Origin of the sequence: Streptomyces chartreusis NRRL 3882, from assembly GCF_900236475.1 — a bacterium.
Taxonomy (GTDB): Bacteria; Actinomycetota; Actinomycetes; order Streptomycetales; family Streptomycetaceae; genus Streptomyces; species Streptomyces chartreusis_D.
Genome location: NZ_LT963352.1, coordinates 8,291,697 through 8,316,733 on the forward strand (window position 1 = coordinate 8,291,697; position 25,037 = coordinate 8,316,733).

Consider the following 25,037-nt stretch of genomic DNA (forward strand, 5'->3'; position numbering starts at 1 on the left):
CACGACATGGGCGTCCTGTTCGACGAGTGCGCCGAGCAACAGGTCGGCACCCGCGTCCACCTGGACCGGCCGTTCGACATCGACGCGGGCGCCCGGACCCACCACACGCTCCCGCACCTCGCCGCGCTCGTACGGGAGGCGGCCGGCTGGCTGGCCGCCGCCGGGGCCGGTCCCGGCGACCGGGTGGCGATCGTCAAGGACAACCACTGGGACTACGACCTGCTGGCCTGCGCCGCCGTGCGCGTCGGCGCCGTACCCGCGCAGCTGTCCGCGCACCTGTCCGGGGAGGCGCTGGGCACGCTGCTGGCGCGGCTCGGCCCCGCGCTGCTCGTCACGACGGCACAGGTGCTGGCACGCGGCCGGAAGGAGGGCACCGACCTGGCCTCGACCGCACGGGCCACCCTGGTGCTGGACGGCGCCGTGCCGGGGACGCTGGGCCTGGACGACGTACGCGGACACACCGCTCCCGGGCCTCACCGCCGCCACGACGACGAGCCCTTGATCATCAACCACACCTCCGGCACCACCGGTGTGCCCAAGCTGGTGGTGCACTCCACCCGCACGATCATCGGGAAGCTGGCGCGGTTCGAGTGCGTGCGGTTGCCGCGGATCGGCCTGCGGCGCACCGATGTCCTCGCCAACGCGAGCGCCTTCGCCCACGGCAGGACGTTCTGCTGGACCGCGAGCGCCCTGTGCAGGGGCCCCGCCGCGATCTCGATCATCACCACGCAGGACCCGAACCTCGCCGACCCCGTGCTGCGCGCCCATCCGCCGACCGTCCTGGAGGCGCTGCCCGCCTCGTTCGTGCGCTTCCAGCCGCTGACCGAGGGACTGGACAACCCGTTCCGGCGCGTCCGCATGGTCATCAGCACGTACGACGCCGTGCATCCCCCCACCGTCCGCGCGTACCTCGGTGCGAGCCGGCACCGCAGTCCCGTGTGGATGGAGGGATGGGGGCAGACCGAGACGGGCCCCCTGACCTTCCGCTTCCACACCCGGCAGTCCGTCCGCCGGGCGTCGGGCGGGACCGGAACCCGGAACCTCGGACGTCCGGTGCCCGTGAAGACACGGCTGCGGGTGGTCGACCCCGACACCTTCCGGCCCCTGCCGTCGGGGCACGCGGGTCTGGTCCTGGCCAGGACCGCCGCCTGCGCCCTCGGCTACGTCGGAGAGGAGGACCGCTGGTCGGCCAAGCGCCACGGTGGTTGGTGGAACACCGGCGACATCGGCGCGCGCAACCGCGACGGCAGCATCGAACTCCTCGACCGAGAGGTCGACCGCACCCCGCAGCTCAGCTGCCTGCGGACCGAGGACCTCCTGGAGGCCCGGCTGCCGAACGCCCTGGAGTGCGTCGTCCTCGCCGAACCCGGCCGGGATCCGCTGCCCGTCGTGGTCACCGCCGACGGCCGTGTGGACCCGGCCCGCTGGAAGGAAGCGGTGCGCGACCTGCCGCCGCTGCGCGAACCGGTCGCACTCACCTGGGACCAGGTGCCGCGCACCGGCACCGGCAAGGTGCGGCGCCGGGAGCTGCTGCACCACCTCACCGGACGTACCGGCACCTGCGGCTCCGGCCGGTGGACCTGACACCGGACAAGGGGGAGACGACATGCGCGAGAGCCAGGGCCCCGCCCCGGGCTACGCCTTCGACAACGACAGCGTGCACAGCGACGAACTGCACCGCTGCCTCACCGACGCCTACGACCCCATGACCTTCGCAAGGCTCGCCGAGACCGGAGTCACCACCGGGTGGCGGTGCCTGGACGTCGGTTCCGGCAGCGGCAGCGTGGCCCGGTGGCTCGCCGAACGCGTCGCCCCCACCGGCGAGGTCATGGCCACCGACGTCAAGCCGCACCACCTCCAGGAAGGGCCGTGCCTGACCGCGGTCGAGCACGACGTGGTGAGCGATCCGCTCCCCGAGGCCGCCTTCGACCTCGTCGTCGCCCGGCTCGTCCTCCAGCACCTGCCCGAGCGGCTCGCCGTCCTCGCCAAACTGGTGCGCGCCCTCAAGCCCGGAGGGTGGCTGCACATCGAGGAGTTCGACGCCTCCTACGAACCGCCCCTGCTCACCCCGGACGAGGAGTCCGCGCGGCTCTACGCGGCCTTCCTCGACGCCAAGTGCGCCGTCCTGCGGGCCGGCGGGGGAGACCCCCACTGGGCCCGGCACGCGCCGGCCGCGATGCGTGCCGCGGGGCTCGTCGACATCGACCCGCGACCGCGCATCGAACTGCGCGCCGCGGGGTCGCCGGGCCTGCTCATGCAGCTCAACCACACGTACCACCTGCGGGACGAACTCCTGGCCGCGGGCCTGACCGAGGCGCAGCTGGCGGACGTACGGGCGGTGATGCGGGACCCGTCGTTCTGCGCCGCGTCCAGCGTCGTCTACTCCGTACACGGCCGGCGCCCGCGGGCCGACGAGGCCGACGAGGCGGACGACGGCCTGCGGCCACTCCCGCAGGACGCCCGATGACGCTCTGCGTGCCGCGCGCCGCAGCCCCGGCCACAGCGCCGGTGGCCGCCGGGGTCGCGGCCCACCTCCTCGACCTGGTGGGCGACCCCGCCACCGCCACTGTCGGCTGGGAGATCGACTGGCAGGGCCCGCTCTCCGTCCCCCTGGCCGACGAGCGAGCCGTCCAGGCGGCCTGTGGGATCATGCACGTCCACGGCCGGGTGGCCGGACGCCCGGCCCCGCTCGCCGTCGACTACGCCTCCACGGTGGCGGGCGTCCTGGCGGCCCAGGGAGTCTGCGCGGCACTCCTCGCGCGGGCCGCCGGAGCCGACGTGACGCGGGTGCGGACGTCGGTGGGCCAGGCCGCGCTGCTGGCCCTCGCCCAGTACCTCGCGGCAGCGACCGCGGACGGCGACGACCCAGAAGACGGCCTCGCCCGCACGGGCGAAGAGCTGGTAACCGGCTGCCCCTTCGTCTCCGCCGACGGCGTGCGCTTCGAACTCGAAGCCCTCGACGCCGAGCGATGGCTGGACTTCTGGCGGCTGCTCGGCGCGGACCGTGCCGACACCGGTCGCGGATGGCGGTCGTTCCAGCAGCGGTTCGCCACCGCCACCTGCGCGCTGCCTCCCGCACTGTCCGCGACCGTGCGGCGTGCCTCGTTCACGGCCGTCCGGTCGGCGGCGGACCGGTCGGGTGCCGCCGTGCTGCCCGTACGGCGGGACCCCCTGCCGCCCACGGTGACGCCGCCGTGGACCCTCACACCGTTCCCGGAACCGGGCGGCACCGCGATCGACAGGGCCTGCACGGCAGCGGCGCCCCTGGAGGGACTGCGGGTCGTCGAGTCGGCACGACGCGTCCAGGGGCCCATGGCCGGCCATGTCCTGCGGCTCCTGGGCGCCGACGTCCTACGGATCGAACCGCCGGGCGGTGACCCGATGCGCGGCATCCCTCCGATGGCAGGCACGTGTTCGGCCCGCTTCAGCGCCCTCAGCGCCGGAAAGCCCGTCATGGAGATCGACTTCACCACGGACGCGGGGCGGCGGGCCGTCCGTGAGCTGGTGTCCGAGGCCGATGTGTTCCTGCACAACTGGGCGCCGGGCAAGGCGGCCCGGCTCGGGCTGGACGCCGAAGACCTGCGTGCGGCGCGTCCCGGACTGGTGTACGCGTGGGCCTCCGGCTGGGGCGACGCCCTGGGGCCGGAGCCACCCGTGGGGACCGACTACCTGGTCCAGGCGCACAGCGGCCTCGCCGCCGCCGTGCGGCCCGCGGACGAGCCGCCCGCGCCCTCCCTGATGACGCTCACCGACGTCCTCGGCGGACTGACCTGCGCGCACGGCGTCCTGGCGGCACTGCTGGCACGGCTGCGTACCGGAAGGGGCGGTCGCGTGGACTCCTCCCTGTACTCCGCCGCCGCCCTCGTGCCCCGCGGGCGGAGACGGCCCGCAGCACTGGACCGACCGCTGCGCACCCGGGACGGGTACATCTCGCTGGGACCGCAGGCCCGTGAGCGGCCGGAGCGCCTCGCGCGAGCGCTCGGCCTCGGCGCCTCGGCGGGCGCCGACGCGGTCGCCTCCCGGGCCCGGACGCGGTCCACCGCCGACTGGCTGCCCGACCTGGCGGCAGCGGGCGTGGCCGCCACGCCGGTGTGCACCAGCCTCGCGGACCTGGCCCGCGACCCGCGGTTCGCTCCGGCGCTGACCGTCGGGGAGTACGCGGCCCCCCTCGCACCCTGGGAGTTCTCATGAGGGCCGGATGGACATCGAACGCCGGCGTCGAGATCCGTGACCTGGTGCCCGCCCCGGTGCGGCGCGCCTGGTCCGAACAGGGCCACTGCCCCGACCGTGACCTGTACACGCTCTTCTCCGGACACGCACGGCGGCACCCCGGCCGGACGGCCGTCATCGACTCGGCGGGCACGGCGGACTACGCCGAACTCGACACCCGGGTACGGCACATCGCCGCCCGGCTCGCCGAAGAAGGCCTGGGCGAACGGGACATCATTGCCGTACGGGTGCCGAACGGGCGCGACGCGGTGGCCGCGGAACTCGCGGTCGCCGCGATCGGAGCGGTGGCACTGCCCTATCCGCCGGGGCCCGGCAGCCGGGGCCCGGCGAGCCTGCTCGCCCGCGCCCGCGCCCGCGCGGTCATCGTCGCCCACTCCTCCGACGCGGTGCCACATGCTCAACTGCCCTACCTCCAAACGGTGTTCACCTTCGAGGAGGGCCACCGGACCGCGCAGTCACTCAATGCGCCCGCGCAGCGGCCCTTCGTGCCGCGTCCCGTCGACCCCGAAGCACCCGCCCGCATTCTGGTCTCCTCCGGCTCGGAGGCCGAACCCAAGATGGTGGCCTACTCCCACAACGCGATGGCCGGCGGCCGCGCCACCTACGTACGTGCCCTGCACGCCGGGGACGGCCCGATGCGCAACCTCGTGCTCGTCCCGCTGGCCTCCTCCTTCGGCTCCTGCGGCACCTGCGTCACCCTCGCCGCCCTCGGCGGAACGCTGCTGGTGCAGGATTCCTTCGACCCGGCCGCGGCACTCCGCGCGATCGTCGAGCACCGTCCCACCCACGTCTTCGGCGTGCCCACGATGCTGCACCGCATCGCCGAACAACCCCCCACGCCCCAGGAGGACTTCACCGGCCTCCAGGCCGTCGTCTCCAGCGGCGCGCCCCTCCCGGACGCCACCGCACAGGCGTGCCGCGCCCGGTTCGGCCGCCCCGTCATCACCGTCTACGGATCATCCGACGGCGTGAACTGCCACACCGCCGCCACCGGGCTCCGGCCCGAGGCGGGCACGGGACGTCCCGACCCGGCCGTGGCGCGGATCCGCATCACCGACGACACCGGTGCCCCCGTACCGGCCGGACAGCCCGGCGAAATCTGCGCCAGAGGCCCCATGACACCCCTGTGCTACGTCGCCGACCCCGGCCTCGACGCCCGCTACCGCACCCCGACCGGCTGGGTGCGCACCGGCGACCGCGGGTTCCTGGACGACCAGGGCAGGCTCCACGTACTGGGCCGCATCAAGCAGATCGTCGTGAGAGGCGGTTACAACATCAGCCCGGCGGAGGTGGAACGCGAACTCGCCGCGCATGCCGCCGTGGCCGAGGTGGCCTGCGTCGGTGTGCCCGACCCGGAACTGGGGGAGCGCCTGTGCGCGTGCATCCGCAAGGCGCCGGGCGCGCCGGCGCCGGACCTGGAGGAACTCACGACGTTCCTGGAGTCCCAGCGCGGACTGGAGCGCCGAAAACTCCCCGAACTCCTGCTGCTGGTCCAGGAGATGCCACTCGGCCCCAGCGGAAAGACCTGCCGCCGGACCCTCGCGCTCCTGGCTGCCCGTAGGACCTCCGACATCCGCTGACTCCGAGCTACTGGGACACGAAGACCATGATGAACAGCGTCGCCGTCATCGGACTCGGCTACACCGGTCTCCCGCTCGCCCGGGAGGCGTGCCGCGCCGGCATGCGTGTCACAGGGATCGACGAGAACCCGTCCGTCGCCGCATCCCTGAACGCGGGCCACTCGCACGTCCCCGACGTCAACGATGCCGACCTCGCCGCCATGCTGGACGCCGGTTTCCGGGCGTCCGCCGACGAGAGCCTGTCGGCGGAGGCCTCGGTCGCCGTGATCTGCGTCCCCACACCTCTGGACGACACGGGCGGACCCGATCTCTCCCATGTGCGGCGCGCCGCCTCCGGTCTCGGGGACCGTCTGAAGCCCGGCACCCTCGTCGTCCTGGAGTCGACGTCCTTCCCGGGCACCACGGACGACGTCGTCCGTGGCATCGTGGAGCAGGCCTCCGGACTCCGTGCCGGAACGGACTTCTCCCTCGCCTTCTCACCCGAGCGCATCGACCCGGGCAACGAGACCTTCGGTGTGCGGAACACCCCGCGCGTCGTGGGTGGCTGCACCCCAAGGTGCACAGCGGTCGCCGCCGACTTCTTCCGGCACTTGTGCGACCGAGTCGTGGAGGCAGGCTCCGCACGCGAGGCCGAACTGGCGAAACTCCTGGAGAACACCTACCGCAACGTGAACATCGCCCTGGTCAACGAACTCGCCGTCGCCGCCCGGGCACTGGGAGTCGATGTGTGGGAGGCCCTCGACTGCGCGCGCACGAAACCGTTCGGTTTCCAGGAGTTCCGGCCCGGACCGGGTGTGGGTGGGCACTGCATCCCGGTCGATCCCGTCTATCTCACGCACTGGGCGCGCACCGGCGGGATCCCGCTGCGGCTGGTCGAGCTGTCGCAGGAGGTCAACGCCGGGATGCCGGCGCACGTCGTGCGGCGCGCCGAGCACCTGCTCGACGAGCGGGGAAGGGCCCTGCGCGACGCGCGGGTGCTGCTGGTCGGGGTGACCTACAAGCGCAACAGCAGGGACCTGCGGTCCACCCCGGCCGCCGCGATCGCCCGGCTGGTCCGGGAGAGCGGCGCCGACGTCACGTATCACGACCCGTTCGTCGACGCCTGGTCGCCGGGCGGCGAACCGGTGCAGCGGTCCGTCGACGCACTGGGCGCCGCCGCGGACGCGGACCTCACGATCCTGGTGCAGGACCACGACACCGTTCCGCTGGACCGGCTGCCCGAGCACGCCCGACTGCTGCTGGACACCCGGGGCCGGTTGCGCGGCACCCGCGCCCATCAACTCTGACGTCCGCCGTGGGCAGCGAGCCGCGCGCCGGCGGGGGGCACACGCCGACTCGGCATGCCCGGCCGAGGCACCTTCGTTTCCTGCCGGGCCGACCGGGTACCCGGCCGTCGCCACGCAGGCGAAGGGACGGCACATGATCGAGGCCAGAGCGCCCGAACGGGCGCACACGGTCGCGATGGCGCACGGCGCGTTCAACGTCGTGGGCGGGTTGTGGCCGTTGCTGCACCTGCGCAGCTTCGAGTGGGTGTTCGGCCCGAAGGTCGACGTCTGGCTCCAGATGACGACGGGTGGCCTGCTGGTCTCCGCCGGAGTCTCCCAGCTCGCGGCCGCGCCGTCCCCGCAGGGCCCGGCGCAGGCACGCCGCATCGGTCTCGGCACCGCGTTGACCTTGCTGGCCATCGATCTCATCTACGTCCCGAAGGGCCGGATCCGGCCCACGTACCTCCTCGACGCCGCGATGCAGACCGGTTGGATCGCCGCCTGGCTGCGCTCCGCCCCGGGCAAGAGCATCAACAGGCACGCCAGGAGTAGCACACCGCGTTCGCACCGAGGAGGCCGACGATGAGTGAGCAGACCCCGTCCCAGGCAGAGGGCGAGCGCCAGGAGGTCACAAAGACGCGTCCGGAGCCGGACGAGGCCGGTCGTCGCGACGCGCCACGGACCACCCCGTCGCAGGCTGAGGGGGACCGCGCGGACGAGGAGACCGAGAAGCCCGAGGAAGAGCCCCAGAGAAAGCCCCAGGAGGGGCGAGAGGAGTGGGAGAGCGGCTGGTCCGGCCCGTGACGGGCACCACGCGCGAGGCGGCGGGTGGCCCCGTGGTCCCTGCCCAAGCAGGGACCAGGTCGCTGATGTGCCGGTGAGACGATCAGTCGCGGCCCATGGCCGCGCGAACGGCGTCGCGGGTCCGGTCCATCAGGGCGGCGACCGGACCGAGCGCCACGTTGGCCCCGGCGGACTCCACGCCCGGGTGAGGCCGAGTGGGCGCCATGGCCTCGGCCGCCTTCACCCCCTTGGCCAGTGACGCCAGTGCACCGGCATCGGCGCTGCGCCTGATGTGGATGAACTCGTAGCGTTCCTCCGCGCGGGCATGTTCCTGGACCGCGGTGCGCAGCGCCAGCAGCTGCGGCAGGAACTTGGGGTCGTCTGTGTCCAGGCCGTCCAGGGCGCTCAGCGTCTCCTTCGCCGACCGCTCCTCCGCGAGGCGGTCCTCCACGACGTCCTCACCGCCGGCGACGCTGCGGCGGACGAACGGGTGCACCACCTCCTCCTCCGCCGTCTCATGGACGGCGAGGAGCCGCACCAGGCGGCGGAAGGCTTCCTGCCGGGCGTCGCCTTCGGCGGCCTCGACCTCGTCGAAGAGGTTGCGGATGTCCCCGTGCTGGCGCATGAGCAGGTCCACCACGTCGACGTCCGGGACGGCGTCGTCGCCGGCCTGCGGCGTGTGAAGCTCCATGACCGGTCTCCTCACTTCTCCCGCAGGGCGGGATCGGGGTGTTCCCCTTCGGTTTCGACGCGGTACTCCCGCCCGAACATCTCGTCGTGCTGCGTCATCACCCGTTCGCTGGGCGGCGCCTCACCGCCGTGGATCTGCTCCTGCAGCTTCTCGAACCGCTCGTGCGCCTCCCGGACGTATCCGGCTCCGAGCGTCGTCAGGTCGATCTGCGTGTCGAGCAGCTCCCGCAGGTACGCCTTGTTCGGCTCGAAGGTCAGGACGTCGGGCAGCCGCGGCGCCAGGACCGACTCCGGGTCACGCCCGTCGTGCCGGCGCATCAGGTCACAGGCGATGTGCAGGTGCTCCAGCTCCTGGTTCAGGTGGAGCTCCCAGATCGCCTTCACCTTGGGATCGCTCTCCTGCTCCATGAAGGAGTAGTAGAGGTAGCACTCGTTGTACTCGTGGTTGACCAGCTGCTCCCACCACGTCTCACCCGGGTCCACGAGCGACTCGTAGTGGGTGACGTGCTCCTCCTCGATGAGCCCGATCTCCTGGTAGAGCTGACGGGCGATCGGCTCCATGTAGGTGGGGCCGGTGTTCATGTAGAAGTTCATGGTCTGCTGTTCCGCCGACATGATCGTCAGCGCGTGCAGCTTCGACAAGGGGTTCGTCTCGTCCTTGGCGTACGGGTCGCGGACGTTGTCGACCGGGTGGCGGTGGTGGTACTTCGTCGGCCGGCCGGGCATGACCTCGGTCAGGCCTTGGACGATCGCGTCCGCCTTGCGGTGCTCGATCATCTCGTACAGGTTCGCGTAGCGGTACAGATGGTCGAAGTCCTCCAGTACGCCGAACTGGTACGCCTGCTTCAGGTACGGGTCCGGCTCCATCCGCGCCACCCACGCGGTCAGGTCCACGGCCACCTGCTCGTAGGCGATGGTCGTCTCCAGCACCGACGACACCCCGGGCAGCAGCCAGTTCACCGCCTTCTGCTGCTGTGCCTCGATGTAGCGCGTCTCGGCCAGCCGGCGTTTCACCTCGGGATCGACGGTGTTGCGGGCCAGCTGGTGACTGAACATGATCGCCTCGACCTCGATGCCGTTCATCGTGATGATCCGGCAGCGGGTGTAGGGGTCGCAGTGATCGGGATCGATGGGAGCCACGTTCAGCTCGCGCCAGTTCCTGATCTGGCGGTCCAGGGGGATACCGCGTTGTTCGAGGGGGTTGAAGGTCACCTGTGCCTCCGGGGCGGTCGATGGTGCATACGCAGGTCCCCCCTCAGCGGTAGATCACTCTCCGGGAGGGGGCTGAGCGCCAGCCATGCTTGACCTCGTGGGCGCCGGACCGCGGCTCCCGCGCCGGACCGGTGCCGCGGCAGTCACTCGACCAGCGGCACGGCCCGTTGCCGACGGGACTGCCCGTCGGCGGTGCGCACGAGAGGTGCGGCAGGGCGGTTCCCTGACACCCGGTCACCTACAACTCGGGGACCACTCACGGCTGTTGTCTCCTTCCTGGGGTGGAGGCGAAGTACAGCCCGGTGAGGGATCCGCAGGCCTGGCCGACCACTGAAAGATCTTTCCTGTCCGAACGTATGACAGGAAGGATCGATATCGTGCGCAGACGACGTCTCGCGCCCCTGTTGGCCGTGAGTGTCACGGCAACGCTGGCTCCCGCGCTCGTCACCTCGACGGCCACCGCGGCTCCGGCCGCCACCCCGTCGACCGCCTCCTCGACCGCATCCAAGGGCGCGCTGGACCCGTACATGAAGCAGAAGCCGCGCTGGAAGCGGTGCGACACCGACTCCCCGGCGGAGTTCCAGTGCGCCACGATCAAGGTCCCGCTGGACTACCGGGCACCCGGGGGCAAGCGGATCGAGTTAGCCATATCCCGGATCAAGAGCACCACACCCGGCAAGCGCCACGGTGTCCTGTTCTCCAACCCCGGCGGCCCAGGGGGGCAGGGGCTCTACATGCCGCTGGGGATGCGGGAGAGCCTCCCCGAGTCCGCACGGCAGAAGTACGACCTCATCGGCTTCGACCCGCGCGGCGTGGGGCGGAGCAGCCCGGTCTCCTGCGCTCTGGAGCCGGAGGAGGAGAACTGGCTGCGGCCGTACAAGGAGGAGACGTTCGACAAGGACGTCGCCTGGGCACGTGACGTCGCGAACAAGTGCGAGGAGAAGGCCGGCGACAAGCTCCCGCACATCACCACGCGCAACACCGCACGCGACATGGATCTGCTCCGGGCGGTCCTCGGCGAGAAGAAGATCTCGTACGTGGGCTACTCGTACGGCACCTACCTTGGCGCCGTCTACACGCAGCTCTTCCCGGGCCGGGCCGACCGGTTCGTGCTGGACAGCGCGGTCGATCCGGCGCGCGCCTGGCGAGGGATGATCCAGTGGTGGGCGGAGGGCGCAGAGCCCGCGTTCGACCGGTGGACCGAGTGGGCCGCCGAGCGTTCGGAGCAGTACGGCCTCGGTGACACCCCGAAAAAGGTCGACCGGACCTTCTGGGACCTGGTCGCGCAGGCCGACGAGAAGCCCATCGAGGTGGAGGGCCAGCCGATCACCGGTGATGACATCCGCAGCGGCCTGCGGGCGGCGTTCTTCAGCCCGCAGTACGCCACCGAGGCGTTCGTGGAGCTGAAGGAGGCCGCGGCCGGCCGGCCCGCCTCAGCGAAGAAGCTCGCGGCGTTCACCGGGTCCGAGGGGACTCGGACGGCAGGCGCCACGGCCGATGCCGCCGAGGTGCCGACGGACAACATGACGGCGAGCTTCTGGGCCGTGGTGTGCGGCGACAACTCGGCCGCGTGGTCCCGCGATGCCGAGAGCTACCGGCGGGACGCCATCGAGGACAAGGGCCGTTACCCGCTCTTCGGTGACTTCGCGTCCAGCATCAAGCCCTGTGCGTTCTGGGACAAGTCCGTGGAACCGGCGACCAAGGTGCACAACAGGGTCGGGTCCCTGGTCGTCCAGAACGAGTGGGACTCGCAGACCCCCCTGCCCAGCGGTCAGGCCCTGCACGCCGACCTGAAGGGCTCGAAGATGGTCACCGTCCGCGGCGGCGAGGGCCATGGCGTCTACCCGAGCGGCAACGCGTGCACGGACGGCACGGTCACCGCCTACCTGCTCACCGGCAGGCTCCCGGCCAAGGACGTGACCTGCGAGGCGACGGCCGACTCGAACGCGGAGGCACGGAAGAACCAGAAGCGGGACGTGCTCCCCGGGTCTCCTCTCCCGGAGCGTGCCCCGGACCGCTTCTGATCGCACGGCCCCTTGCAGCATGACCCCTTGACGACGGGGCGGGACCTCCTCGCGGGGTCCCGCCCCGTCCTGCGTCCCGGGCGCCGGAGCGTCCGGACACCGCTACCGTCCGATGAGCCGCTGTTCGAGGTCGCGCAGGTCCTTGCGGAGGGAGGAGCGGACCTGCCGGGCCATGAGTGGCGCGGCCAGCCGGTAGAAGCCGCCTTCGCCGCCCCGGACGCGAATGCGGGCGCGGGTGCCGCGTGCGTCCGGCTCGAAGGCGTACGTCACGTGCATGGGCATCGGTCCGGCCACGGAAATCATGTCCAGCAGGCGGGGCGGTTCGTACGCGGCCACGCGCAGCACGTAGTGGATGCGGCGGCCGAGGAAGTATGCCGTCCGGGTGATCTCGGCGTTCACGCCGAAGCCGCCTTCATCCGCCTCCCGGGTCAGCTCCGCGGTGCGGATGCCCTGGGTCCACTCGGCGTCATGGCGCCAGTCCATGGCGTACTCGGCCACCCGTTCGGGCGGGAGCGGGATCACGCGCTCCGCGGACACGTCGATCGTCATGGCGCTGCTGCCCTGTCGTCGGCCGGGCTGGATCCGGCGGTTGCCTGCTGTGTCCAGGATCCTCGATGCCCAAGGTGGGCGCACGACGAGCGTGCCGGGTCAGCCCGTGCCGTACAGCGTCGTGAGCACAGCGCACGCCCGCCGATGTCCGCGAGTCTCACGGAGCAGCGCCGGGCCAGGGGATCGTCGGACGCCATGGCACACAGTCGCCTTCCCGGCCCCATGTCTGAGTACGCGTACCCAGTCGCGTCCGCGCACCTACCGATTCGAATGGTCGGCCGCCATGAGAAGGTCCCTCCATGTCCGCCTCAACACCCCTCGGCCGGGGTCCGCTTGCCGCTGTCGCCCTGGTTCTCGTCGCCGCCCTCTGCGCATGCGGTGACCTGCACGCCTCGGACCCGACGGCCCGGGCCGCCACTCCCAGCGTGGCCGAGGGTGCCGCCTCGCCGTACGTGGAGCCCGGAGCCGGTGACGGGGCCCCGCACTACAACGAGAACAACGCGTCCCGCCGGTCGCGTGAGATGTCTCCCGCCCACGCGAAGGACGCCGAGCGGGAGGCCGGCCGCATCAGGCCGGTGCTCGAAAGGCTCTGGAGGCAGCGGAAATGGGACCCCGCGACGGTGCGGGCGGCCCTGCTCCGGCTCGGCTACGAGGAGGAGCGCGTCACCAAGGACGGCAAGCGGCTCGGCGGGACGCTCACCGTCACCGGGATGTCCCCGCGCTGGAAGGACGACGGTTACGTGACGCCCGAGGGGGCACGGGTGGCGCTGCGCGTTCATGACGACGCCTGCGTCACGGCGTTCGTGCAGAAGTCGAACTTCGAGGCCCGGGCCAACGGGCCGTACCCGGAGACCGGCTGCTTCGAGCCGCCCTTCGCCCACTGACGAGGGCGCGTGCGAAGGTCGTCTCCGCTCGGGCGAGGAGAGACGGCCTCCGGACCAGCGCCGCGTTCAGAGCACCTCGGCCCGCCCCGTGGTGTCGTCGAGGAACCCGCCCGACTGGTGCTGCCACAGCTTCGCGTACGCGCCGTCGAGCGCCAGCAGCTCCTGGTGCGTACCCTGCTCGACGATCCGTCCGCGGTCGAGGACGACGAGCTGGTCCATGGAGGCGACCGTGCTCAGCCGGTGCGCCACCACCAGCGCGGTCCGCCCGTCCATGAGCCGCCACAGCGCCTCCTGCACGAGGATTTCGCTCTCCGAGTCCAGCGCGCTGGTCGCCTCGTCGAGCAGCAGGATCGGCGCGTCGCGCAGGATCGCCCGGGCGAGGGCGACGCGCTGGCGCTGACCGCCGGACAGCTTGATGCCGCGCTCGCCCACCATGGTGTCGAAGCCGTCCGGCAGCGCGTCGGCGAACTCCGTGACATGGGCCGCCTCGGCCGCGCGGCGGACCTCGGCCTCGGTGGCGTCCGGCCGGGCGAACGCGATGTTGTCCCGCAGGGTGCGGTGGAACATCGCCGGGTCCTGCGGCACGTACGCGATCTGGCCGCGCAGGTCTGCCTGGCGCAGCCGGCTGATGTCCTGACCACCGACGAGGATGCGGCCGCCGTCGATGTCCGTCATCCGCAGCAGCAGCCGGGTGAGGGAGGTCTTGCCGCCGCCGGACCGGCCGACCAGGCCGACCCTCGCCCCGCTCGGCACGTCCAGGTCGAGACCCTCGAACAACGGCCGTCCGCCCCGGTGCGCGAAGGTCACCTTCTCGAAGCGGATGCCGGCGGACCGGGGTCGCAGCGGTTCCGGCGACGGCGGGTCGAGCACGGTGGGAGGCGTCAGGAGCAGCTCGGTGAACTGCGCGGCCTCCGTCATCGAGCTCTCCAGCCGGCGGTAGATCTGGTTGAACTCGAACATGATCCGTGTCGCGTTGCTGTAGTAGGTGAAGGCCACCACGATCGCCTCCACGCCGTTCCCGTCCCCGGCGAGCGTGAGGGCGAGCAGCAGGCCCAGCGCGTTGGTCAGCACCGACATCGGCGCGACCAGCGTGTCGATGCGGAGGTTGCCGTAGTCCCACGACCGCAGCGTGAGCCGGCGTGAGGTGGCGACCCGGGAGCGGTGCTCGGCGGCCTCGCGCTCCTCCGCGGCGAACGCCCGCACCGTGTCCATGTTCATCAGGCTGTCGGCGACGTGGCCCGACACCCGGGCGATCGCCTCCTCACGTTGGTCGACCAGCGCCTGGCGGCGCCGGACGAGGGGCACGACCAGGACCCCGGTCAGCGCGATCATCACCAGCAGACCGACCACGAGCAGGGGTTCGTAGCGCCACAGCACCACCGCCCCGAACGCCAGTGGCACGAAGCTGCCCACGATCTGGAACGTCAGCGTGTCCACGAACTGCTCGAAACGCGAGGCGAAGCTCAGGACTCGCTTGGTCAGCGAACCGGCGAAGTTGTCGTGGAAGAACGCGGCGTCCTTGGCGAACAGCTCGTCCATCCCGATCACGTACAGGTGCTCGATGCCGAGGGCGTCGAGGCGGTTGAGGCAGTGCAGGGCGACGCGCCACAGTGCCTCGGCGAACAGCAGGACCCCGGCGAAGCCGAGGACGTACGGCAGCGTCGAGTCGACGGTGACGTCCCTGTCGTCGGCGATGTCGCCGACGAGCTTGGCGACGATCAGCGGCGCGACGTAGTTGATTCCGATGTTGCCCAGCGCCATGAGCAGCATCGCGGGTGCCGTCAGCCGGCGGAGCCGGGCCAACTCCCGTCCGTAGTAACGAAGTGCGAGAAGTACCGAGCGTTTGCCCGGCTGAACCCTGCGCGTTCCAGGCGTTTCCATCCCACCCCTGTGTCGTTCTGTGGCCGCCCGCCACGCGCTGGTGCGGGCAGGGGCCATCGCCGCAACGGATGTGTGGAGATTCGGGTCGAGTCCGGAAGTGTCCCGCGACGGCGACCGCGGCGTCCAAGAGTTTTCCGGCCGGGCGGTGGTGCGCAGGGAGCGCCAAGAGGCACGGTCGGCGGACTCGGGGCGGTACGGGGCGGTGGTGCGGGGCCGGCCGGGCAGTGCCGGACGTGAGTGCACGGGGGTGTCGGTAGAGCCACCCCCGCATCGGGTGTCCAGGCCCAGGGACCGGCCGTGCCGGGGGCGGCAGCATGTGTGTCGTCGGCGACCGGCCGACGAGCGATCCGCCACCGGATTTCGGGGGACCCATGAACGAGACCTTCGCCAGGCGCCTGACGGGCCTCGCCGGCATCGCCGCCGCGGCCGCCCTGATCATCGAGGTGCCGCTGTACTTCATCTACTCCGGCCCGCCGCCGGACGCGAACGTCCTCACCAGGCTGCTGCTCGGCATCTTCGCGCTGGTGTTCCTGATCGTGTTCGTGACGGCCTTCCGTGAGCTGGTCAAACGGGTGAACCCGGCCTACGAGTGGGTGGGTTCGATGGCCTTCGCCACCGGTCTGGTCTACGGGACGGTCACCCTGGTCTCCAGCGGGCTGGAAGCCGGCGCGGTCATCGCCGCGGACCGGCCGATCGATCCGACCATCACCGTCAGCGGCACCTACATCCTCTACGGGTCGATCGGCCGGGTGCTGCTGGCGCTGTTCCTGGCCACGGTGGGCTTCGGCATCTCCCGCACGCACCTGCTGCCGCGCTGGACCGGCCGCTCCGCCTACGTCCTGGCTGGTGTCAATCTGCTCTTCGTGCCGTCCTTGTTCTTCGGCAACGACCCGGCGCACTTCTACGCGGCGAACGGCTGGGGCACCACCGCGTCGATGGGCGCGATCCTCAGCTACTGGCTGCTCGCGCTGGGCATCTCCACGTATCGCAGCGCCACCCGCCGGTTACCCGCTCAGCCCAGGTAGAGCGGGAACCTGGAGCCGGGTCTGCCCAGTTCGGCCCGCTCTGCCGCGGTCGGTGCCCGCCGCCCCGTGCCCACGAGGAGCGCGTCCCGGTCGGAGAACGACGGGGGGAACGCGCTCCCGGCGATCTGCTCCAGCATCTCGCGGGACCGGGCGAGTGCTTCCGCGGGGGGCGGCGCGGCGTCCGGGAGGTGGGCGATCAGGTCGAGATGGTGCAGCGTCCACTCCATGACGTACGTCGAGAGGTAGTCGCCCACGGTGAGAACCTCGTCGCGCGTGCCGACCCGGAGCCCCGGGTCGGCGAGCTCCGCGGCACGGCCCGCGGCGGAGCCGACGTCGTCCAGGTGGAACGTGAGCAGGTGCGGATCCTCGTACGCGGCGGCCAGCCGGACGGTCAGCGCGTCGAGCGGGTCGTCTCCGGTCGGCGGCGTGTCGGAGATCTCCCAGTAGGTCAGCGCGTCACGGGTCGGTTCCCCGTCGGCGGGGGTGGCGAGGGTGATCAGGACGTCCTGCGCGTCGATGACCAGATGGCACACCAGGTCCCGCACCAGCCAGCCGGTACAGCCGGACGGCCGGGCGAAGTCCTCGTCGGCCAACTCGGCGACCGCCGCGCGCAACGCCGTCCAGGAGCGTGAGAAGAGATCCACACCGGCAACGTAGTGCCGCGCCGCGAGGGCGGACAAGCGTTTACCCCTCCTGCTGACCGGCGTCCCCCCGCCAACTCCCGCTGCGGGCGGTGCCGGCGGGCGTGGACCGTCGGAGTGCCGCCGCCGCGGATCCGGCCGTGGCCGCCGACGGAGCGGGCAGCCGACTGCGTTCCCAGCACCCCGGCCCGGCCTGCAGCGGATCGACCGTGCTGCGCGCCATCACCGAGCGCCCGGTCGCGGCAGCAGCTCCCCCTTGCCGTCGCCGTGCGGAACACCGCGCTCCGGCCGGCCCCCTCACGCGCGACCGTCCGCACCATCCTGCGGCATGCCGACGGGACACCGCCGGTCCTGCGCTGACGGCAGCGACGGAGAGGGCGCCCCTCAGCCTCCGGGCGTGCCCGGCCGTCCGGTCGCGAGGGCGGCGAGTTCCGTAGGAGTACGCGGCCCCGGCTCCGTGCCGGTCAGCAGCCCCTGCGCGCGGAGGAGTTCCGCCGCGGCGGCTCCCCACGGCAGTCGCAGGCCCGCCTCCCGGAGGAGGTCGGTGCGGGCCAGGGCCGTGGGGGCGGGCCCGGTGCGGACCCCGGACGGGGTGAGGAGCGCCGCGTCGTCGGCCCAGCGCAGGGCGAGGTCGACGTCGTGGGTGGCCATCACCACCGTGGTGCCGGCCTCACGGAGTCCGTCGAGCGTGGTGAGGAGCCGTTCCTGGCCGTCGGGGTCGAGTCCGGCCGTCGGCTCGTCGAGGATGAGGACACGGGGCCGCATGGCGATCGCGCCCGCGATGGCCGTGCGCTTGCGCTGCCCGTAGGAGAGCAGATGGGTGGGCCGGTCGGCGAGGGCGGTGATGTCCAGGGCGGCGAGCGCCTCCGCCACCCGCGCCCGCACCTCCGTGTCGTCCAGACCGAGGTTCAGCGGCCCGAACGACACGTCCTGCTCGACGGACGCCGCGAAGAGCTGGTCGTCCGGGTCCTGCACCACCAGCTGGACGGTCGTCCGCAACCGGGTGAGGCCCTTGCGGTCGTACGTCACCGGCTGCCCGTCGACCGTCAACCGGCCCTCGTGGGGCCGCAGTCCGCCGCTGAGGAGCCGCATCAGCGTGGTCTTGCCGCTGCCGTTGCGGCCGAGCAGCGCGAGCGCGCGCCCCTCGCGGATCTCGAAGTCGAGGCCGCTGAGCACGGCCGGGCCGTCCTCGTAGGCGAAGGACGCGCCCCGCAGGGCGACGAGGGCGGGCTCGCTCATGTCAGCGGCCTTTCCAGTACGAAGGTGAGGACGGCCAGCGCCGCGAGGAGTACGCAACTGGCCGTCGTGAAGCGGACGGAGACACGGGCCTCGGGCACCAGGACGCGCAGGGTGCCGTCGTAACCGCGCCCGGCGAGACCGGCCTGGAGGCGGACCGCCCGGTCGAAGGCCCGGACGAACGCGGTGGCGCCGAGACCGCCCAGGGAACGCCAGGCGGCGGCCCGCGTGGTGTGCCCGAGCCGGGCGGCCTGCGCGTCACGGACCCGGCGCACGGAGTCCAGCAGCAGGAAGCTCATCCGGTACGTCACGAGCGCGACGTCGACGACCGGCGCCGGCACCCCGGCCCGGACCAGCCGCGGCAACAGGTCGGACATGGGCGTGGTGAACGCGAACAGCAGCACCCCCAGGGAGGCCGCCGAGGTGCGCAGCAGCAACTCCCCGGCCCGGACCGGCCCGTCACCGGCCAGGGAGACGAAGCCGCCCGGCCCGCCGACCCGCACGAGCAGCGTCAGTGCGCCGGTCACGCAGAAACCGAGCGGCACCCGGTAGGCCCGCCACAGCCGGCCCCCGGGGACGCCCGCCGGACCCAGCAGCACCACCAGGGCGGTCAGCAGCACCAGGGCCGCGCCCGGCCAGGGCGGCAGCGAGATCGCCAGCAGGGTCAGACCCAGCCCGAGCACGGCCTTGTCCACGGGATGGCGGCGGCGCCAGCGACTGCTGTGCGCCGCCGCGTCGATCGGCAGCACCCGGCTCAGGCCCCTTCGGCCGTGGACTCCTCGGCGGTGCCGGCCGCCGGGTTCTCCGAGTCCCGCTCGCGCGCCCGCTGCTCACCCTGCCGCCTGCCCCGGCGCAGGCCGAAGTAGTAGGCGAGGACACCGGCGCCGAGGGCCGCCTGGAGGGAGAACAGCGCCGACTCGATCTCACCGGACGGCGGTTCGTACAGGGGGGAGAACCAGGGCTTGTAGTCCGGCTCGATCTCGGTGATCGCCGTCTCCGCCTCACCGTCGGAGCCCGTGAACGGCTGCTCCTTGTGGTCGCCGAGGCCGAGCGCGAGCGGCAGCACGGCCAGCGCGGCCACGGCGAGCAGCAGCAGAAGGTTGATCTTCGTGTTCCTGCTCATCGGGCCACCGCCTCGGTCTCGCTGCGCGACTCCTCCTTGTCGAGGAGCACACCCAGCCGGGTCAGTTCGCCCTTGCTGGACTGCGCCAGCAGCCGCATCACGAGCACCGTCAGCAGCCCCTCGCTCACCGCGAGCGGGATCTGGGTGACGGCGAAGATGGAGCCGAACTTGCCGAGCGCGCCCAGGAACCCGCTGCCCGGGTCGGGGAACGCGAGCGCCAGCTGCACGCTGGTGACGCAGTACGTGGACAGGTCGGCGACGAACGCGGCGAAGAACACGGCGACCATCAGCGGCACGTCGTAGCGGCGCAGCAGCCGGTACACCGCGTAGCCCGCCCAGGGCCCGACGATCGCCATGGAGAAGACGTTGGCGCCGAGCGTCGTCAGACCGCCGTGCGCGAGCAGCAGCGCCTGGAAGAGCAGGGTGATGGTGCCCAGCACCGCCATGGCGGGCGGCCGGAACAGGATGGCGCCCAGGCCCGTGCCGGTGGGGTGGGAGCAGCTGCCGGTGACGGACGGCAGTTTCAGGGCGGACAGGACGAACGTGAAGGCGCCGGAGGCGCCGAGGAGCAGGGTGCTCTCGGGGTGCTCGCGCACCTCACGGGTGAGCGACCGGACTCCGTGGAGGACGAACGGCGCAGACGCGACGCCCCAGGCGACCGCGTGCGCCGGAGGCAGGAAACCCTCGGCAATGTGCATGGCTCAGCAGACCCTCTCCAGCACCTCGTGGATGGTTGACGCGCCTTGGCCGGTCTCCTGGCTCACGGGTCCCACCGCCCGTACTCCGCCTTCCCGGGTCCATGAGGACCCAGTGGCTGCCCGCTAGGGCCGGAGCCGGACTTCCCGATCACAGTGGCGAGGGCCGCACCGGCATCACACCGGATTTCCCGTTCACCAAGGCGTGGTGACAGTAATGCCGAGATAAGGGCCATGACAAGCCAGCCGAGGGGGCGCGCACGGGGGCGCGTGAGGGGGCGACCGCTCGCACACCGGCGCAGTACGGCTCAGTCGTCACCCTCGTCGTCCTCGTCCTCCCCGTTCCCCCAGGACCCGGGAGGCTGTTCCTGCTTGGGCTTGTCCGCCTTCTCCGGCGAACTGTCGCTCGTCTCCTGCGCCGGGCCCGTGGGGCCGGGCGTCGTTGCGTCGGGGGCCGGGGAACCGGGTGCCGTGGTGGAGGGGGTGACATCGGCCACTGTGCCGGCGGTCGGCGTGGTGGCGGCCGCCGGGGCGGAGGCCAGAGGGTCGGCGGAGCCGGCGGTCGGCGAGGCGGCCGGGCTGCTCGCGGACGGGGACGCGTCGGGTTCGGTGCCCTCCGTCGCGGTGTTGTCGGGCGAGAACCACAGCACGCCGGCGAGCATCGCGGCGAGGAAGACGGCCGCCGCGGCCACCACCGCGGCCGTTCTCCGGTGGTCGCCGAAACCGCTGCGGGGCGCGGCGCGACGTGCACGCCCGCCCGGGGCGGTGCGAGACCCCGTGGGCAGCCCGTAAGTGGTCGGGGAGCCGGATCCGGCTGCCGCATATGGCCCCGGCCCGGCGGACGGCATCGGGGACGCCGCCTCCGGCAGCGGCTCGGGCAGCCCCCGCCAGGCGCCGCCGGCGAACCACTCGGCGGCCTGCTGCGCCGTGGGCCGGTCCTCGGGCTGCTTGGCGAGCAGGGCGAGGAGGTAGCTCTCGAAGGCCGGCGGCAGACCGGCGACACCGAGCTCGCGGGGCGGCACGGGGGCGTTGTCGAGATGCTGGTGGAGGAGCGCGACGGCGGTGTCGGCCTGGAACGGCGGGCGGCCGCTGAGGAGCTGGTAGAGCACGCACCCCAGGGAGTACATGTCGGAGGCGGGGCCCGCGGGCCGGCCCAGGGCCCGTTCGGGTGCGAGGTAGAGGCCGGTGCCGACGATCTGGCCGGTCGCGGTGAGCGCGGCGCCCGGGTCGTCGAGGAAGCGCGCGATGCCGAAGTCGCCGATCTTCAGCGTGCCGCCCGCGTCCAGCAGGAGGTTGGCGGGCTTGATGTCGCGGTGCACGATGCCCTGCTGGTGCGCGGCGGCGAGTCCCGCGGCGGCCTGCGCGGCGAGTTGTGCCACCCGCTCGGCGGGGAGCGCGCCGGAGACGGACAGCACCCCGGCGAGGCTGTCGCCCTCGACCAGCTCCATCACCAGGTACAGCCGGTTGTCGTACTCGCCGAAGTCCAGGACCCCCACCAGATTGGGGTGGTTCAGACGCCCGGCCGTCTGGGCCTCCAGACGGAACCGGGAGGCCGCCGTGGCGTCGGTGTCCTGGGGCAGCAGCAATTTGACGGCCACCGCTCTGGCGAGCGTCTCGTCGTACGCACGCCAGACCTCTCCCATTCCGCCGCGCCCGATCTCAACGTCCAGCCGGTAGCGGCCCGCTAGCAGCACTCGTCCTCGTCCTATGCTCGTGGGAAGGTCCTCGCCGCAGGCCGTAACTCCCCGCGTCCGAGCGGGGGTTGGTGGGGGGTGCCGCAGCCGACCCAGGATACTGGCGCCGCGTGACCACCGTTCCCCGGTGCGGTGTCGCGGGACGGTACGGTCCCGGAAATCGGGGAGCGGGCGAGTGTCCCGCCGGGGTGACGGTGCGGCGCGTGTGGTTGCCGCGGCTCTCCCCGGCGCCTTCAGCCGCCGGGTCGGGCCGCCGCTGCCTCCTCCCCGTGTCTGCGCTTGCGGTCAGCGCGCCCGCCCCTTGTGCCTCCGCGTGCCGTCAGGCCGCCGCTTGCGTCCCCTGCGGCCGTTCCTCACGGCGCGGCAGCAGTGCCACCGCCAGGGCGGGTACGGCCGCGAGGACCAGCCAGGGCACGGCGGCCGGGAGGCCCGTGTCGAGCAGGGAGCCGGTGGCCGCGCTGCCGGCGAGGACGATCAGGCCCGAGACCGACGACAGCGCGCCCATGTAGAGGCCGATCCGGCCCTCCTCGGCGAGGTCGGGCACCCAGGCGCGGGCGGCGGGCACGACCAGCATCTGCCCCACGGTGAGCAGCACGACGAAACCCGCGGCCGGCAGCAGCCCGGCGGCACCCGTCCAGCCGGCGGGGCGCGCCGCCGCCACCACCGCGAAACCGGACGCGATCAGCAGCAGCCCGGCGGCCATGGAGCGGCGCAGGTCGAGCCGGTCGCCCGCCCAGCGGGTCACCGGCAGCTGCGCGCACACCACCAGCACCGAGGACAGGGCGAACAGCCAGGACAGCGGCGCCTGGGAACCCGCCGCTCGCCGCACCTCGTCCGGCAGGGCCAGATACAGCTGGTTGTAGGCGAGCAGGTACGTGCCGTACGCACAGCACAGGGCGAGGAAACGGCGGTTGCGCAGCAGCACGCGCGCCCCGCCCTTCTCCAGGGTCCGGACTCTGCCGGGGATGTGCTGCGGCATCAGCCACAGGTGCCCGGCGAGGACGAGCACGAACACCGCGGCACCCGCGAGGCACGCCGTTCGGAAGTCGACGGCCAGCAGCAGTCCGCCGAGCAGCGGTCCGGCGAAGGCCCCGACCTGGCCCGCCACGCTGAACAGGGCCAGGACACGGGTGCGCGAGCCGTGCCCGGCCTCCTCCCAGAGCACGGCCTGGCGGGCCACCTCGGACTCCACGGCGGGGGAGAACAGGGCGGCGGCGAAACCGATCACCACCACGGCGCCGATCACGGCCCAGCTCGCCTGCGCGTACCCGAGCCACGCGAACCCGGCGATCCGCAGCACGCAGCCGGCCAGCACGACCGGGCGCACTCCCCACCGGTCGACGAGCCAGCCGCCGACCACGAACAGCCCCTGCTGGCTGAAGGTGCGCAGCCCGAGCACGAACCCGACCAGCCAGCCCGCCATGCCGATGGCGGTGCCGAGGTGCTCGGCGAGGAACGGCAGCACGGCGTAGAAGCCGATGTTGAAGGCGAGTTGGGTCAGGATCAGCAGCCGCAGCAGCGGGGACAGGTCCTGCCAGAGCCGCCAGGTGCTCTCGGGCGTCCCGCCGTCGGGTGTCTCGTCGCTGGACGTACGGGCGGACCGGCGGGCCAGGACGCGGGATATGAGGCCTGTCATCGTTCTTCTGTCGGTGAGGTGGACACGGGAGTCAGGAGGGCGTCGCGGCGGTCCGGTCGCCGCCGCGGGGCGGGCATGACCCGGTCGCCGGTCGGCCTCGCCGGGCGGTCGGCCCGCCCACGCCGCCGGGGCAGTCGTACGCCACCGGCGGCCGTGACCGCGAGCGCGCCCAGCAGGGCGAGTACGGCGGCCGGGAAGAGAACGGCCCACGGGGCGCGCTCGGCGTACGGCTGGTTCTCGGCGAGCAGCAGGCCCCACTCGGGGGACGGCGGCTGGGCGCCCAGGCCGAGGAAACCGAGCGCGGCGAGGCTCAGCGCGACGCCGGGCAGCCGGAGCAGGGCGTGCCGGGTCACCGGCGGCAGCACGGCGGGCAGGAGTTCGTGCCGGAGCAGGTACCAGCGCCCGGCACCCAGCGCACGGGTGGCGGCCAGGTGGGTGGTCGCCCGCTCCTGACGCAGCAGGGAGGACGTGTGGGCGGCCAGCGGGGACCAGGCCACGACGCCGACGGCGAGGGCGGGCGCCCAGGGGCCGCTGCCCGTGATGCCCGTGACGAGGAGCCCGGCCAGGACGGGCGGTACGGCACTGACGGTGTCCACCAGCGGTCCGGACAGCCGCGGCAGCAGCCCCAGCAGCAACCCGGCGACGAGGGCGGCGGCACTCACCGCGACCGCCGTGCCGAGGGTGTTCAGCGCGCCGTGGGCGACACGGGCGAGGACGTCCCGGCCCAGCGCGTCCGTCCCGAACGGGTGGGCCGGGGAGGGGGCTTGCAGCCGGGCGAGGGCGTCCAGGGCGAGCGCGTCGCGCGGCAGGCCGAGGCCGACGACCGCGGCGAGCAGCGCCCCGTACAGCAGCGGCAGGGTGCGGGGCGCGGGCGGGGCCGGCCGGTGCAGGGAGGACAGGGCGCTGTCGCGCAGCGCGGGCCCGATCAGCAGCCGCGCCGTGAGCCGGGCGAGGACGCCGGCGGTGGCCGCGAGCAGGACCAGGGCGAGCGTGCCGGTCTGGAGGACGGGCAGGTCCTGGGCGAGCGCGGCGTGCAGGGTGAGCCGGCCCAGGCCGGGGATGTCGAAGACCTGCTCGACGGCGACCGAACCGCCGGTCAGACCGACCACGAACAGGCCCAGGTTGGGCAGCAGCCCGGGCACACAGCGGCGCACCGCCTGCCGCGCCACAGCCTTCGGCGGGACACCGCGGGCCGCGGCGGCCAGCGCCCAGGGTTCGGCGAACGCGCCGGGCAGCAGGTCGTCGAGCATCCGTCCGAGCACCGCGCCGGCGGGCAGGCCGAGGGCCAGTGAAGGCAGCACCATCCACTGCGGTCCGTACCAGCCCAGGGCCGGCAGCCAGCCCAGCTGCACGCCGATCACCGAGGCGAGCACCGAGGCGACGAGGAACTCGGGCAGCGCGGCCAGCACCGCGGTCGCCGTGCCGCCGGGGCCGCGCGTGCCGAGCCGGCCCCGCGAGCCGAGCCGGAGCGTGCGGGCGCACACGGCCGTCACCGTGGCCGCGGCGACGACGAGGGCGCCGGACAGCAGCAGCAGCGACGCGCCGAGCGCCTGCGTGACGGAGGGCAGCACCTGGGCGCCGGACACCCATGACGTGCCGGCGTCCCCGTGCAGCAGCCCGGCCAGCCAGCGGCCGAGCAGCACCGACGGGCCGTCGTCCAGCCCGAGTTCGTCTCGGACGGCGCGCAGCGTCTCGGGGGTCGGGTCGCGGTCCGCCGAGCGGGCCTTCAGCACGGTCAGCGCCGGGTCGGTGCGCGACAGCCACGGCAGCAGGCCGATCGCGCCCACCAGACCGGCCGTGACCACGGCCCGCCACAGCAGCGTCGGAACGCCGCCGCGCGCGACAACGCGCAGGACGGCCAGACCCTTGGACAGGGGTGAGGTCGAGGT

The 25,037-nt window shown here is 72.9% G+C and carries 22 protein-coding genes and 1 riboswitch; of the genes, 10 read left to right on the forward strand and 12 right to left on the reverse strand.

What is annotated here, in order from left to right; genetic code table 11:
* Positions 1-6: 6 nt before the first annotated feature.
* From SCNRRL3882_RS37375 to SCNRRL3882_RS37405, 7 genes are all read left to right on the forward strand, one after another.
* Positions 7-1,584 carry an AMP-binding protein gene (locus tag SCNRRL3882_RS37375; RefSeq protein WP_040903329.1) on the forward strand — a complete coding sequence of 526 codons (1,578 nt, stop codon included), beginning with the start codon at positions 7-9 and terminating at the stop codon, positions 1,582-1,584.
* Positions 1,585-1,606: 22 nt separating this feature from the next.
* Entirely contained in the window at positions 1,607-2,467 is an 861-nt protein-coding gene (locus SCNRRL3882_RS37380) for a methyltransferase domain-containing protein (RefSeq protein ID WP_010040829.1), read from the forward strand.
* On the forward strand, positions 2,464-4,191 hold the full coding sequence (locus tag SCNRRL3882_RS37385) for a CoA transferase (RefSeq protein ID WP_010040827.1): 1,728 nt from the start codon (positions 2,464-2,466) through the stop codon (positions 4,189-4,191). The genes SCNRRL3882_RS37380 and SCNRRL3882_RS37385 overlap by 4 nt, the downstream gene beginning before the upstream one ends.
* Positions 4,188-5,810: a class I adenylate-forming enzyme family protein gene (locus SCNRRL3882_RS37390; RefSeq protein WP_010040826.1), complete on the forward strand. Its 1,623-nt coding sequence runs from the start codon at positions 4,188-4,190 to the stop codon at positions 5,808-5,810. Before SCNRRL3882_RS37385 ends, SCNRRL3882_RS37390 begins: the two co-directional genes overlap by 4 nt.
* Positions 5,811-5,836: 26 nt before the next feature.
* Entirely contained in the window at positions 5,837-7,096 is a 1,260-nt protein-coding gene (locus tag SCNRRL3882_RS37395) for a nucleotide sugar dehydrogenase (protein WP_010040825.1), read from the forward strand.
* 133 nt (positions 7,097-7,229) lie between these two features.
* On the forward strand, positions 7,230-7,661 hold the full coding sequence (locus SCNRRL3882_RS37400; RefSeq protein WP_010040824.1) for a hypothetical protein: 432 nt from the start codon (positions 7,230-7,232) through the stop codon (positions 7,659-7,661).
* Positions 7,658-7,879, forward strand: a complete 222-nt coding sequence (locus tag SCNRRL3882_RS37405; RefSeq protein ID WP_010040822.1) for a hypothetical protein — start codon at positions 7,658-7,660, stop codon at positions 7,877-7,879. Before SCNRRL3882_RS37400 ends, SCNRRL3882_RS37405 begins: the two co-directional genes overlap by 4 nt.
* Before the next feature lie 82 nt (positions 7,880-7,961).
* On the opposite strand, the gene SCNRRL3882_RS37410 is transcribed toward SCNRRL3882_RS37405, so the two are convergent.
* Both SCNRRL3882_RS37410 and SCNRRL3882_RS37415 read right to left on the reverse strand, forming a co-directional pair.
* Complete coding sequence (locus SCNRRL3882_RS37410; RefSeq protein WP_010040820.1) at positions 7,962-8,549, reverse strand: hemerythrin domain-containing protein; 588 nt, start codon at positions 8,547-8,549, stop codon at positions 7,962-7,964.
* An 11-nt stretch (positions 8,550-8,560) separates the two neighbouring features.
* On the reverse strand, positions 8,561-9,760 hold the full coding sequence (locus tag SCNRRL3882_RS37415) for a hypothetical protein (RefSeq protein WP_010040819.1): 1,200 nt from the start codon (positions 9,758-9,760) through the stop codon (positions 8,561-8,563).
* A 356-nt stretch (positions 9,761-10,116) separates the two neighbouring features.
* Between SCNRRL3882_RS37415 and SCNRRL3882_RS37420 the strand changes: the two genes are divergently transcribed.
* On the forward strand, positions 10,117-11,784 hold the full coding sequence (locus SCNRRL3882_RS37420) for an alpha/beta hydrolase (RefSeq protein ID WP_050810247.1): 1,668 nt from the start codon (positions 10,117-10,119) through the stop codon (positions 11,782-11,784).
* Between the two features lie 102 nt (positions 11,785-11,886).
* On the opposite strand, the gene SCNRRL3882_RS37425 is transcribed toward SCNRRL3882_RS37420, so the two are convergent.
* A complete protein-coding gene (locus SCNRRL3882_RS37425) occupies positions 11,887-12,333 on the reverse strand; it encodes an SRPBCC family protein (protein ID WP_010040814.1) in 447 nt (148 codons plus the stop codon).
* Positions 12,334-12,632: 299 nt separating this feature from the next.
* On the opposite strand from SCNRRL3882_RS37425, the gene SCNRRL3882_RS37435 reads away from it, so the two are divergent.
* Positions 12,633-13,217: a hypothetical protein gene (locus SCNRRL3882_RS37435; RefSeq protein ID WP_010040812.1), complete on the forward strand. Its 585-nt coding sequence runs from the start codon at positions 12,633-12,635 to the stop codon at positions 13,215-13,217.
* A 66-nt stretch (positions 13,218-13,283) separates the two neighbouring features.
* Here the strand turns inward: SCNRRL3882_RS37435 and SCNRRL3882_RS37440 are convergent, their stop codons facing one another.
* Entirely contained in the window at positions 13,284-15,098 is a 1,815-nt protein-coding gene (locus SCNRRL3882_RS37440; RefSeq protein WP_078602846.1) for an ABC transporter ATP-binding protein, read from the reverse strand.
* A gap of 371 nt (positions 15,099-15,469) precedes the next feature.
* On the opposite strand from SCNRRL3882_RS37440, the gene SCNRRL3882_RS37445 reads away from it, so the two are divergent.
* Positions 15,470-16,123: a hypothetical protein gene (locus tag SCNRRL3882_RS37445; protein ID WP_010040808.1), complete on the forward strand. Its 654-nt coding sequence runs from the start codon at positions 15,470-15,472 to the stop codon at positions 16,121-16,123.
* Here SCNRRL3882_RS37445 and SCNRRL3882_RS37450 read toward each other — a convergent pair.
* The 8 genes from SCNRRL3882_RS37450 to SCNRRL3882_RS37490 form a co-directional block, all read right to left on the reverse strand.
* Positions 16,111-16,767, reverse strand: coding sequence for a maleylpyruvate isomerase N-terminal domain-containing protein (locus tag SCNRRL3882_RS37450; RefSeq protein WP_010040806.1), 657 nt, complete (start codon positions 16,765-16,767; stop codon positions 16,111-16,113). The two genes, SCNRRL3882_RS37445 and SCNRRL3882_RS37450, sit on opposite strands and share 13 nt — an antisense overlap.
* A gap of 381 nt (positions 16,768-17,148) precedes the next feature.
* Positions 17,149-18,003, reverse strand: a complete 855-nt coding sequence (locus SCNRRL3882_RS37460; RefSeq protein ID WP_010040804.1) for an energy-coupling factor ABC transporter ATP-binding protein — start codon at positions 18,001-18,003, stop codon at positions 17,149-17,151.
* Entirely contained in the window at positions 18,000-18,749 is a 750-nt protein-coding gene (cbiQ, locus tag SCNRRL3882_RS37465) for a cobalt ECF transporter T component CbiQ (RefSeq protein ID WP_010040802.1), read from the reverse strand. Before cbiQ ends, SCNRRL3882_RS37460 begins: the two co-directional genes overlap by 4 nt.
* Positions 18,750-18,754: 5 nt before the next feature.
* The gene (locus tag SCNRRL3882_RS37470) at positions 18,755-19,123 is read right to left on the reverse strand and encodes an energy-coupling factor ABC transporter substrate-binding protein (protein ID WP_010040797.1); all 369 of its coding nucleotides are present in this window, start codon (positions 19,121-19,123) and stop codon (positions 18,755-18,757) included.
* Entirely contained in the window at positions 19,120-19,821 is a 702-nt protein-coding gene (locus SCNRRL3882_RS37475) for an energy-coupling factor ABC transporter permease (protein WP_010040795.1), read from the reverse strand. Before SCNRRL3882_RS37475 ends, SCNRRL3882_RS37470 begins: the two co-directional genes overlap by 4 nt.
* Before the next feature lie 29 nt (positions 19,822-19,850).
* Positions 19,851-20,058: riboswitch (cobalamin riboswitch) on the reverse strand.
* Positions 20,059-20,126: 68 nt separating this feature from the next.
* Positions 20,127-21,512: a serine/threonine-protein kinase gene (locus SCNRRL3882_RS37480; protein WP_029181239.1), complete on the reverse strand. Its 1,386-nt coding sequence runs from the start codon at positions 21,510-21,512 to the stop codon at positions 20,127-20,129.
* A gap of 319 nt (positions 21,513-21,831) precedes the next feature.
* On the reverse strand, positions 21,832-23,148 hold the full coding sequence (locus SCNRRL3882_RS37485) for an MDR family MFS transporter (protein WP_010040792.1): 1,317 nt from the start codon (positions 23,146-23,148) through the stop codon (positions 21,832-21,834).
* Positions 23,145-24,953, reverse strand: coding sequence for an ABC transporter permease subunit (locus tag SCNRRL3882_RS37490; RefSeq protein WP_162501120.1), 1,809 nt, complete (start codon positions 24,951-24,953; stop codon positions 23,145-23,147). Before SCNRRL3882_RS37490 ends, SCNRRL3882_RS37485 begins: the two co-directional genes overlap by 4 nt.
* Positions 24,954-25,037: the final 84 nt, after the last annotated feature.